8 protein-coding genes, 1 tRNA gene and 1 rRNA gene are annotated in these 11,925 nt (G+C 66.9%); 8 read left to right on the plus strand and 2 right to left on the minus strand.

What is annotated here, in order from left to right; translation table 11 throughout:
- Positions 1-15 precede the first annotated feature (15 nt).
- Positions 16-2,364, minus strand: coding sequence for a DEAD/DEAH box helicase (locus tag AC0LPE_RS02055; protein WP_160876039.1), 2,349 nt, complete (start codon positions 2,362-2,364; stop codon positions 16-18).
- 434 nt (positions 2,365-2,798) lie between these two features.
- On the opposite strand from AC0LPE_RS02055, the gene AC0LPE_RS02060 reads away from it, so the two are divergent.
- The 4 genes from AC0LPE_RS02060 to AC0LPE_RS02075 all read left to right on the plus strand — a co-directional run bounded on the left by AC0LPE_RS02060 (position 2,799) and on the right by AC0LPE_RS02075 (position 7,599).
- Positions 2,799-3,002: a cold-shock protein gene (locus tag AC0LPE_RS02060; protein ID WP_003935252.1), complete on the plus strand. Its 204-nt coding sequence runs from the start codon at positions 2,799-2,801 to the stop codon at positions 3,000-3,002.
- Between the two features lie 163 nt (positions 3,003-3,165).
- The gene (locus AC0LPE_RS02065) at positions 3,166-3,771 is read left to right on the plus strand and encodes a hypothetical protein (protein ID WP_088898782.1); all 606 of its coding nucleotides are present in this window, start codon (positions 3,166-3,168) and stop codon (positions 3,769-3,771) included.
- A gap of 93 nt (positions 3,772-3,864) precedes the next feature.
- Positions 3,865-6,831: a type I DNA topoisomerase gene (topA, locus tag AC0LPE_RS02070; protein ID WP_423661183.1), complete on the plus strand. Its 2,967-nt coding sequence runs from the start codon at positions 3,865-3,867 to the stop codon at positions 6,829-6,831.
- A 102-nt stretch (positions 6,832-6,933) separates the two neighbouring features.
- Entirely contained in the window at positions 6,934-7,599 is a 666-nt protein-coding gene (locus AC0LPE_RS02075) for a helix-turn-helix domain-containing protein (protein WP_490605511.1), read from the plus strand.
- Here AC0LPE_RS02075 and AC0LPE_RS02080 read toward each other — a convergent pair.
- Complete coding sequence (locus AC0LPE_RS02080) at positions 7,536-7,928, minus strand: VOC family protein (protein WP_026061367.1); 393 nt, start codon at positions 7,926-7,928, stop codon at positions 7,536-7,538. The two genes, AC0LPE_RS02075 and AC0LPE_RS02080, sit on opposite strands and share 64 nt — an antisense overlap.
- A 91-nt stretch (positions 7,929-8,019) precedes the next feature.
- On the opposite strand from AC0LPE_RS02080, the gene AC0LPE_RS02085 reads away from it, so the two are divergent.
- The 4 genes from AC0LPE_RS02085 (at position 8,020) to AC0LPE_RS02100 (ending at position 11,819) form a co-directional block, all read left to right on the plus strand.
- The gene (locus AC0LPE_RS02085; protein ID WP_016693256.1) at positions 8,020-9,207 is read left to right on the plus strand and encodes a DNA polymerase III subunit delta'; all 1,188 of its coding nucleotides are present in this window, start codon (positions 8,020-8,022) and stop codon (positions 9,205-9,207) included.
- A 62-nt stretch (positions 9,208-9,269) separates the two neighbouring features.
- Positions 9,270-9,345 (plus strand) — tRNA-Thr (locus AC0LPE_RS02090).
- A gap of 265 nt (positions 9,346-9,610) precedes the next feature.
- A complete protein-coding gene (locus AC0LPE_RS02095; RefSeq protein WP_016693258.1) occupies positions 9,611-9,808 on the plus strand; it encodes a hypothetical protein in 198 nt (65 codons plus the stop codon).
- 489 nt (positions 9,809-10,297) lie between these two features.
- Positions 10,298-11,819: ribosomal RNA gene (locus AC0LPE_RS02100) — 16S ribosomal RNA — on the plus strand.
- Positions 11,820-11,925: the final 106 nt, after the last annotated feature.

Raw genomic sequence — 11,925 nt, forward strand, 5'->3', positions numbered from 1 at the left:
TGGCCTGAGCCGGCGTCATCCTCCGATCGCAGCGAGGACGGCATCGAGGACGGCGACCGCCCCGGCCTTGTCGAGCGGATCGTTGCCGTTCCCGCACTTGGGGGAGTACACGCACGAGGGGCATCCGGCGGCGCACTCACAGGCCGCGACCGCATCGCGGGTCGCGGTGAGCCACTTGGTGATCCGGTGGTATCCGCGTTCGGCGAATCCGGCACCGCCGGGCTGTCCGTCGTAGACGAAGACGGTGGGCAGCCCGGTGTCGGGGTGCAGATCGGTGGAGACACCGCCGATGTCGCCGCGATCGCACGTCGCGAGCAGGGGGAGCAGACCGATCGCGGCGTGCTCGGCGGCGTGAAGTGCGCCGGGCACGCGATCGGGGGTCACGCCGATCCGGTCGAGCAGGTCGGGGTCGATCGTGTACATCACCGCGCGGGTGTCGAGCGTGTGCTCCGGCATGTCGAGCGGGATCTGGTCGAGCACCTCCCCGGACGGCAGTCGGCGCAGATAGCCGACCACCCGGTGCGTCACCTCGACGCCCACGGACGCGACCGTGACGGGCCCGAACTCGCGGTGTTCGTCGACGGAGACGCAGCAGATGTCGGTGATCTCGCGTGCACTCGTCGACCATTCCGGGTCCTCGGCGTGCACGAGGGCGATGCCGTCCTCGAGATACAACTCGTCGACGACGAAGGTTTCGCCCTGGTGCAGGTGCACCGCTCCGGGATGGACGGTCGCGGGCGCGCGGGCGGCGTCGACGGTGCCGAGCATGCGACCGGTGTCGCCCTCCACGATCGAGACCTGGTGGCCGATCCCGCCGCGGATCTCGACCTCGCCGTGCGGTTGCGTTCCCGGGGTGACGAACCAGCCGTGCGGCCGGCGCCGGATCAGTCCCTGCTCCGCGAGGGCCGTGAGGACGTCGAGCGCGCCGAACTCCTCGACCTCGGCGTCGCTGAGCGGTAGTTCCGATGCGGCGCAGAGGAGTTGGGGTCCGAGCACGTACGGATTGTTCGGGTCGGTGACCGTCGCCTCGACCGGCCGGTCGAGCAGTGCCTCCGGATGGTGCACGAGGTAGGTGTCGAGCGGATCGTCCCGGGCGACCAGCACGACGAGCGAACCCTGCCCGCGGCGACCCGCGCGACCGCCCTGCTGACGGAAGGACGCGACCGTGCCCGGGAATCCGGCGACGATCACCGCGTCCAGACCGGCGATGTCCACTCCCAGTTCGAGGGCGTTGGTGCTGGCGACGCCGAGCAGACGACCGTCGGACAGAGCGGCCTCGAGATCGCGCCGATCCTCGGCGAGGTAGCCCGCCCGGTAGGCCGCCACCCGGTCGACGAGATCGGGTGCCGCCTCGGCGAGAAGCCGGCGTGCACCCATGGCCGTGAGCTCGGCGCCGTGACGCGACCGCACGAACGCCAGGGTGCGGGCACCTTCGACGACGAGGTCGGCGAGAAGACGCGCGGCCTCGGTGCCGGCGGCCCGTCGCACCGGTGCGCCGTGTTCACCCGTGAGTTCGCGCAGCAGGGGCGGTTCCCACATCGCGACCGTGCGGGGGCCGTGCGGTGAACCGTCCTCGGTGACCTCGCGGCAGGGTGCCCCGATGAGGCGGGACGCCGCTGCCCCCGGTTCGGCGGTCGTCGCGGAGGCGAGGACGAAGACGGGGTCGGCGCCGTACCGGCGGGCCACGCGCCGGAGCCGACGCAGGATCAGTGCGACGTGCGAGCCGAACACGCCTCGATAGGAGTGGCATTCGTCGACGACGACGTACCGCAGGTGCCGCCACAGCCGGGCCCATCGCGCGTGGGCGGGCAGCAGTGACAGGTGCAGCATGTCGGGATTGGTGAAGATCCAGCGCGAGTGCCGGCGCGTCCACTGGCGGATCTCGGTGGAGGTGTCGCCGTCGTAGGCGCACGCGCACACGGACGACAACGCGTCGATGTCGGAGGTCAGTTCGGTGACCGCGCGCAGCTGGTCGGCGCCGAGGGCCTTGGTGGGCGACAGGTACAGGGCGGTGGCGTGCGGGTCGTCGGCGAGCGCGCTCAGGACGGGCAGTTGGTAGGCGATCGACTTGCCCGATGCGGTTCCGGTGGACACCACCACGTTCTCCCCGCCGGCCGCGATGTCGGCGGCGCTCGCCTGGTGGTGCCAGGGACGCTCGACACCCTGTGCGCGGAAGGCCCGGACGACCTCCTCGTGCGCCCATTGCGGCCAGTCGCTGTGGTGGGCGGGCCGGGCCGGGATCTCCGCGACGTGGGTCAGCGGTGACTCGCCCGTCGGGGTTCCGGCGAGGAGACGGTCGAGCAGCTCGCGACCGTAGGTGGGGGCGGTGGCGTCGCCGCTGTGGAGGAAGGGCGAGCCGGTCACGCAGTACTCCGCTGGGTGGGACGAGGTGTCTGTCGGAAACGTCTGTGGATAGAAGTGTGCCGGATACGGGGAGGCCGTGTCGGATGCGGGAGACCCGGGTCCGGGACGAGTGGGGCCGCAGTGGACTCCCGTAACATGGCAGCAACAGCTACCCGTGGGTAATGCTACCGAGACATGAACAAGATCAGGGAATTGGCACGTTTGTGCCCATTCCTACTGTTGCGCGTGCCCAGAACGTGGTTGACTGACACCCGGTCGCAGCTTCTGTGTTCGTAGACTTGGAAAAGTGCACGCTCGCAGGATCGATGGTTGCGAGCGCGGTGCTTTAGCTCTTCCAACGGGGGACTCGAGAAGTACAGCGGTCGGAACCGGGACCTGGCGGATCGCGTACCCGGCGGTTCGTCGAATCCGGTGTTAGAAAGAGAAGGAAAAGCATGGCACAGGGCACTGTGAAGTGGTTCAACGCGGAGAAGGGCTTCGGCTTCATCGCTCCTGAGGACGGCTCCGCCGACGTGTTCGTTCACTACTCCGAGATCCAGGGTTCCGGCTTCCGCACCCTCGAGGAGAACCAGCGAGTCGAGTTCGAGGTCGGTCAGGGCACCAAGGGCCCGCAGGCCACCGGCGTGCGCGCACTCTGATCCACCCGCTCGAGCGAGCAACCGGGCAAGGTCAACCACCTCGCCCGATCGTCCCCCGTCGCCTCAGGTGATGGGGGACGATGCATTTTCCGGGACGTGTGCGCGAACCGGTCGTGCGACCTCGCCGCCCCGTCGCGCTCACGGAGCCGGGAGAGGAGGACCCGTGAGTCAACTGTCCTTCTTCGGGGCCGACACGATGCCGCCGGCCCTGGCCGACCTGAGCGGCCTGCTCGCGGCACACGGACGTGCGCGGCTCACCGACGACGGCGCGGTGCTGACCGTGGAGGTCGACGCCGAGTGGCGCGCCCGCGCGATCGCGCAGCTCGTGACCGACACGGGAATCGGGGCGGAGATCGTCGCCGACGGCGAGCTGTTCACCGTCAGCACGTCCGCCGACGCCGCTCTCGTCCCGCTCGCGACCCAGTGGAGCAGCGACGACGGCAAGATGGTTCCGACCGGCTGGGTCCCGTCCTCGCGGGCCCAGCGGGCGTGGTTCCTCGCGTCCGGTCGCATGGAGGTCGAGGGAGCACAGTATGTTCTCGGTCTGGACCCGACGGCTCCCGACACCCATGCGACCCTGGCGCAGGCGCTCATGCGCGCCGGCATCGCACCGACCCTGATCGGTACGCACGGCACCGGTGGGCCGGGGTTGAGGATCTCCGGCCGGAGGCGTCTGACGAGGCTCGTCGAGAACATCGGTGCACCTCCGGACGCCGACGCGGCACGCCGGATCTGGCCGCATGTGGAACCGGGTGATCATCACTTGTGAAGAGCCGTTCCCCGAGGATGTGCGACCCTGTGTGTGGCCGCGTCTGGGGAACGGGTCGGTATACATGTCTTCGAACAAGGCGACATGTCGGCAATGAGGGAAGGTGCGGGCGGCACGGTGGCAGCACGGGAGAAGAGCACTGCGGGCGGTTCGTCGGGCACGCGTCGGCTCGTGATCGTCGAGTCCCCGACCAAGGCGAGGAAGATCGCCCCCTACCTCGGCCGCGACTACGTCGTCGAGGCATCGGTCGGTCACATCCGCGACCTGCCGCGCGGCGCCGCGGACGTCCCCGCCAAGTACAAGGGCGAGTCGTGGGCGCGCCTCGGTGTCGACGTCGATCACGACTTCGAACCGCTCTACGTCGTCAGCGCCGACAAGAAGACCAAGGTCTCGGAGCTGAAGAGCCTGCTCAAGGACGCCGACGAGCTCTACCTCGCCACCGACCCCGACCGCGAGGGCGAGGCCATCGCCTGGCACCTGCTCGAGACCCTGAAGCCCAAGGTGCCGGTCCGGCGCATGGTCTTCCACGAGATCACCGAGCCCGCCATCCGCGCGGCCGCCGAGAACACCCGCGACCTCGACAACGACCTGGTCGATGCGCAGGAGACCCGCCGCATCCTCGACCGTCTCTACGGCTACGAGGTCAGCCCCGTGCTGTGGAAGAAGGTCATGCCCCGTCTGTCGGCGGGTCGTGTGCAGTCGGTGGCGACCCGCGTGATCGTGCAGCGCGAACGCGAGCGCATGGCGTTCAAGTCCGCCGAGTACTGGGACATCGCGGCCACGATGGACGCCGGTGCCGACGCGAGCCCCCGTTCGTTCGGTGCCCGCCTGGTCAACGTCGACGGTTCCCGCGTCGCCTCGGGCCGCGACTTCGGGCCCGACGGGAACCTGAAGTCGAACGGTGTCGTCGTCCTCGACGAGGACCGTGCCCGCCGCCTCGCAGAGGCACTCGCCGGTGTCGCGCTGACGGTGTCGTCGGCCGAGAGCAAGCCGTACACCCGCAAGCCCTACGCGCCGTTCATGACGTCGACGCTGCAGCAGGAGGCGGGCCGCAAGCTGCGGTTCTCGTCCGAGCGCACGATGCGCACCGCGCAGCGTCTGTACGAGAACGGCTACATCACCTACATGCGTACCGACTCGACGACGCTGTCCGAGTCGGCGATCGCGGCGGCCCGCGCACAGGCCACTCAGCTGTACGGCGCCGAGTTCGTCCATCCGACGCCGCGCCAGTACACCCGCAAGGTCAAGAACGCGCAGGAAGCACACGAGGCGATCCGTCCCGCCGGCGACGTCTTCGCGACCCCGGGTGAGCTGCACGCGCGCCTCGACGGCGACGAGTTCAAGCTCTACGAGCTCATCTGGCAGCGCACCGTCGCCTCCCAGATGGCCGACGCGCGGGGCACGACGCTGACGCTGCGCATCACCGGCACCGCGGGCACCGGCGAGGAGTGCACCTTCTCGTCGTCGGGCCGCACCATCACGTTCCCGGGCTTCCTCAAGGCGTACGTCGAGAGCGTCGACGAGGAGGCCGGCGGTCAGTCGGACGACGCGGAGTCGCGCCTGCCGAACCTGTCCGAGGGCGCGTCGGTCACCGCGACGAAGCTCGATCCGGACGGTCACTCCACCAACCCGCCCGCCCGGTACACCGAGGCGAGCCTGATCAAGACGCTCGAAGAGCTCGGGATCGGTCGCCCCTCGACCTACGCGTCGATCATCAAGACCATCCTCGACCGCGGCTACGTCTACAAGCGCGGCAGTGCGCTCGTCCCGTCGTGGGTGGCGTTCGCCGTCATCGGCCTGCTCGAGGCGCACTTCGCCCAGCTCGTCGACTACGACTTCACGGCCGGGATGGAGGACGATCTCGACGAGATCGCCTCGGGTCACCGGCAGCGCACCGACTGGCTGACGCGGTTCTACTTCGGCAGCGACGACGGTCACGAGGAGTCGGTCGCCCGCAAGGGTGGTCTGAAGAAGCTGGTGGGGGAGAACCTCGAGGACATCGACGCCCGCGAGATCAACTCCATCCGCCTGTTCGACGACTCCGAGGGTCGCGAGATCCACGTGCGCGTGGGCCGCTTCGGTCCGTACCTCGAACGGATGGTCACCGACCCCGACAACCCCGACGCCGAGCCGACCTCGCAGCGCGCGAACCTGCCCGATGACCTGCCGCCGGACGAGCTCACCCTCGAGTACGCCGAGAAGCTCTTCTCGACGCCGCAGGAGGGACGTGTCCTCGGTGTCGATCCGTCGACCGGCTACGAGATCGTCGCGCGGGAGGGTCGCTTCGGTCCCTACGTGACCGAGCTGATCCCCGATCCGACACCCGAGCCCGAACCGGAGCCGGACGTCACGCCCATCCCCGTCGAGGAACTCGGCTCGGAGGGAGACGGCGGCACGAAGACCGCCACCAAGAAGGCCGTCGCCAAGAAGACGGCGAAGAAGGCTCCCGCCAAGAAGGCCGCGAAGAAGACCGGCCCGAAGCCGCGCACGGGTTCGCTGTTCAAGACGATGGACCTGTCCACGGTCACCCTGGACGACGCCCTGAAACTGCTGTCGCTGCCGCGCGTGGTGGGTGTCGATCCGGAGTCCGGCGACGAGATCACCGCTCAGAACGGCCGCTATGGTCCGTACCTGAAGAAGGGCACCGACTCGCGGTCGCTCGCGAACGAGGAACAGATCTTCACCGTCACCCTCGAGGAAGCGCTGAAGATCTACGCCGAGCCGAAGCGCCGCGGCCGGCAGGCCGCCGCCACGCCGCCGCTGCGCGAGCTGGGCACCGACCCGGTCAGCGGCAAGCAGATGGTGATCAAGGACGGCCGGTTCGGTCCGTACGTCACCGACGGTGAGACGAACGCGAGCCTGCGCAAGGGCGACGAGGTCGAGTCCATCACCGACGAGCGGGCGTCCGAACTGCTCGCCGACCGTCGGGCGCGTGGTCCGGCCAAGAAGACCGCGAAGAAGACGGCAGCGAAGAAGACGGCCGCCAAGAAGACCACCGCCAAGAAGACGGCGGCGAAGAAGACGACGAAGAAGACCGCCGCGAAGAAGACGACGGACTGACGGTTCCCGTCGGCGTACGCGGATAACCTCACGGTGTGTACCGCGAACTGCCGTCGGGGATCCCCGGCGTCACACTGTGGCGGTCCGAGCTCCGGTGCCCGCGTGGGCGGAACCCACGTGCTGCCGGACGGATGCATGGACCTCATCCGGCACGCCGACGGCTTCCTCGTCGCCGGCCCGGACACGACGTCCCAGTTCTCCGACCTGGCGGCGGATCGACCGCTGACGGCCGTCCGGTTCGAACCCGGCCTGGGGCCGCGGTTCTTCGGCGTCGACGCGAGCGAGCTGACCGATCGACGGGTTCCGCTCGACGATCTGTGGCCGTCACGTCGTGTGCGTCTCCTCGCGGTTCGAGCCGAGGACGATCCCGTCGCTGCGCTGGTCGACGCCGTCCGAGGCGCGGTCGACGAACACGATCCGATGGCCGACCTCGCGCGGGCGCTGGCCTCCGGCGCGGCCGTCACGGAAGTCGCCGCGATCCTCGGCTGGAGCGACAGGACACTGCGGCGTCGCTCGGTCCGGGCCTACGGATACGGACCGAAGACGTTGTCGCGGGTACTGCGCTTCCGTCGGGCGGTCGCGCGTGCCCGGGCCGGCGACGACTTCGCCCGTGTCGCGGCCGACTGCGGGTACAGCGACCAGGCGCATCTGGCCCGGGACGTTCGTGCGCTGTCGGGTGTCACCCTCGGTGAGCTCGTCCGGAGTCATCCCGGGAGCGCGGCGAACAGGTCGAGGCTGTGGCCGTCCGGATCCATCGCGCTCGCGTAGCGCTGTCCCCAGAATGCGTCCCAGGGTGCCTTCGTCGACGTGCACCCGGCCTCGATCAACGCCGCAAGTGTCTCGTCGACCGCGTCGGGGGAGCCACAGTCGAAGGCGAGCGCCGTCCCGCCTCCGGACGACGGCTCGAACTCCGGATCGAAGCTGCGGACGGACTCGACGGTGTCCCACATCAGGCGCAGACCACCGGGGAGAGTGACCTCGAAGTGCGGTACCTCGGGTGCGTCGGTGGGCAGGTCGAGGCCGAGCACTCGATAGCACGCGAAGGACCGATCGAGATCGGCGACGACGAGCCCCACAGCGGAGAAATGAATGGTCATGGCCCGACGGTAGGACCGAGCACGTGTGGCCGTCTTGAACGTTTCGGACACGTGATCCGGACCCGTCGGACCCGGTCGTTAGGCTGAGCGCATGCCCGGGGTCTTCGATCGTCTCGTCGGTCAACGTGATGTCGAGACCGAACTCGTCGCGGCCGCAGTAGCTGCCCGTCGGGGCGACACCGGATCGGCGATGACGCACTCGTGGCTGTTCACCGGTCCTCCCGGGTCCGGTCGCTCGGTCGCGGCGCTGTGTTTCGCCGCCGCCCTGCAGTGCACCGACGAGGAGACTCCCGGCTGCGGGCGATGCCACGCCTGCACCACCACGATGGCCGGCACCCACGGCGACGTACGGCGGGTCGTGCCCGAGGGGCTGACGATCAGCGTCAAGTCGATGCGCGACATCGTGCAGGTCGCGTCGCGGCGTCCCAGCACGGGCCGATGGCAGGTCGTGGTGATCGAGGACGCCGACCGTCTCACCGAAGGCGCCGCGAACGCGTTGCTGAAGGTGGTCGAGGAACCGCCGCAGCGAACGGTCTTCCTCCTGTGCGCGCCGTCGGTCGATCCCGAGGACATCTCGGTGACGCTGCGCTCGCGCTGCCGTCACATCGGGTTGGTCACTCCCAGCGCCGATGCAATCGCGCGCGTCCTGGAGGCCACCGACGGCATCGATCCGAAGACGGCGCAGTGGGCCGCATCCGTCAGCGCAGGCCACGTCGGCCGGGCCCGACGGTTGGCCACCGACGAGGGCGCCCGCGACAACCGGGCACGTGCGCTCGCTGTCGCCGGCGCGGTCCTGCGCCCCGCCACCACCTACTCCGCAGCCGATGACCTCGGCCGCAGCGCCGAGACCGAGGCTAAGGAGATCAGTGCGGAGCGCGATGAGCGTGAGACCGAGGAGCTGAAGACCGCTCTCGGTGCCGGCGGTACCGGCAAGGGTGCCGCGGGTGCGCTTCGCGGTTCGGCCGGGGTCCTCAAGGAACTCGAACGCACCCAGAAGTCGCGGAAGACGCGAACCGAGCGCGACATCATGGACCGAGCCCTGATCGATCTCGCCGGTCTGTACCGGGATGCACTGGTGCACGCCTTCGGATCGCAGGTCACGCTCAACCATCCGGACATGTCGGATCGTGCGGCCGACCTCGCATCGAGGACCCGGCCGGAGTCGCTGCTCGAATGCATCGAGGCCATCCTCGACTGCCGGGAGGCGCTCGCCCAGAACGTCAAACCCCGCTTCGCCCTCGCGGCGCTCGCAGCCCGGTTGAGCTCGGCGTTCCGGTAGCCGAAGTGCCGGTTTGCGTCGGGGTGGGGGTAGTCCGCTAGACTTCGGACGCCGAAAGGCTCGCTGCCTTAGCTCAGTCGGTAGAGCATTTCACTCGTAATGAAAAGGTCGTCGGTTCGATTCCGACAGGCAGCTCCACGAAGGCCCCTCACCCCGGTGAGGGGCCTTCGACGTTTCTGCGCGCTGTGCGATTCGCGCGGATGATGGAGACATGTTGATGGAACTGTTCTCCTTGGTCCTGATCATCGGCGCTCTCGCCGTGGTTCTGCCCATGGCCGTCCGGGTCTTCCGGGACAAGGACCGTTGACGCGAAGCGACCGCGACTATCGACGCGCACGACGGCGGTCTCGGACACGGCGTCGAAATCCTCGACAACCCGGTCACCGCGCAGCATGCTTCTCTCATGGCTGAGTCGTTGAAGGACCGGGTTCGGGAGAAGATCCTGCGGCAGCGCGCCGAGGACGGGGGCCGGCCGATCGGCGACGCGGAAGGGGACGACCCTCGCCTCATGGATCTCCGCAGCGATCTCGCGATGCTGGAGCAGGCCGAGGAGGACGATCCGATCGTCCAGCATCTCGCTGCCAAGTACTGGGTCCCCTGAACACCCTCACAACGACGCTGCATGAGCCGATAAACCCACTCTGACCTGGCGATTTGGTGTTCTGGGAGATGTTCGCGTAACTTATTCCAGGTCAGAGCGACACGGACACCGACCCGGGCCGAGAGGAACGGGACAACGAGGTTGGACGAAGGCGCCTGCAGATTTCACTGGTTCGAAACCTTCTGGTAAGGTTTGGAGCCGTGCCCGAGAGCCGGAAGGCCCTCGGATGAACAGTCACCCCGGAGTGAACGAACCGGAAGGTTCGGGATCGATGGTGTGTGCGTGTTCTTTGAGAACTCAACAGTGTGCCGATGAATGTCAGTGCCAAATAATATTTGGTGCGACCACTTCACTTTTTGTGGGTGGTTGTTGCTGGACATCGCATTCTTCCGTCTGCGGTGATCCAGTGTTTAGCTAGTTTGAGTTTTTATGCTAGTGATTTGACTCGATGTCTTTGACTGATTACCCCTTCGGGGTGATTGTGAGTCTTCAACGGAGAGTTTGATCCTGGCTCAGGACGAACGCTGGCGGCGTGCTTAACACATGCAAGTCGAACGATGAAGCCCAGCTTGCTGGGTGGATTAGTGGCGAACGGGTGAGTAACACGTGGGTGATCTGCCCTGCACTCTGGGATAAGCCTGGGAAACTGGGTCTAATACCGGATATGACCTCGGGATGCATGTCCTGGGGTGGAAAGTTTTTCGGTGCAGGATGAGCCCGCGGCCTATCAGCTTGTTGGTGGGGTAATGGCCTACCAAGGCGACGACGGGTAGCCGGCCTGAGAGGGCGACCGGCCACACTGGGACTGAGACACGGCCCAGACTCCTACGGGAGGCAGCAGTGGGGAATATTGCACAATGGGCGCAAGCCTGATGCAGCGACGCCGCGTGAGGGATGACGGCCTTCGGGTTGTAAACCTCTTTCAGCAGGGACGAAGCGCAAGTGACGGTACCTGCAGAAGAAGCACCGGCCAACTACGTGCCAGCAGCCGCGGTAATACGTAGGGTGCGAGCGTTGTCCGGAATTACTGGGCGTAAAGAGCTCGTAGGCGGTTTGTCGCGTCGTCTGTGAAATCCCGCAGCTCAACTGCGGGCTTGCAGGCGATACGGGCAGACTCGAGTACTGCAGGGGAGACTGGAATTCCTGGTGTAGCGGTGAAATGCGCAGATATCAGGAGGAACACCGGTGGCGAAGGCGGGTCTCTGGGCAGTAACTGACGCTGAGGAGCGAAAGCGTGGGTAGCGAACAGGATTAGATACCCTGGTAGTCCACGCCGTAAACGGTGGGCGCTAGGTGTGGGTTTCCTTCCACGGGATCCGTGCCGTAGCCAACGCATTAAGCGCCCCGCCTGGGGAGTACGGCCGCAAGGCTAAAACTCAAAGGAATTGACGGGGGCCCGCACAAGCGGCGGAGCATGTGGATTAATTCGATGCAACGCGAAGAACCTTACCTGGGTTTGACATGTACCGGACGACTGCAGAGATGTGGTTTCCCTTGTGGCCGGTAGACAGGTGGTGCATGGCTGTCGTCAGCTCGTGTCGTGAGATGTTGGGTTAAGTCCCGCAACGAGCGCAACCCTTGTCCTGTGTTGCCAGCACGTGATGGTGGGGACTCGCAGGAGACTGCCGGGGTCAACTCGGAGGAAGGTGGGGACGACGTCAAGTCATCATGCCCCTTATGTCCAGGGCTTCACACATGCTACAATGGTCGGTACAGAGGGCTGCGATACCGTGAGGTGGAGCGAATCCCTTAAAGCCGGTCTCAGTTCGGATCGGGGTCTGCAACTCGACCCCGTGAAGTCGGAGTCGCTAGTAATCGCAGATCAGCAACGCTGCGGTGAATACGTTCCCGGGCCTTGTACACACCGCCCGTCACGTCATGAAAGTCGGTAACACCCGAAGCCGGTGGCCTAACCCCTCGTGGGAGGGAGCCGTCGAAGGTGGGATCGGCGATTGGGACGAAGTCGTAACAAGGTAGCCGTACCGGAAGGTGCGGCTGGATCACCTCCTTTCTAAGGAGCAACTTCCGATACAGACACAACACAGGTTGTGCTCTGATCGGCAGAGCCATTACGGATTCACAGGTAATCCGGTGGTGCTCATGGGTGGAACGCTGAC

This window comes from Rhodococcus sp. S3 (assembly GCF_058211795.1).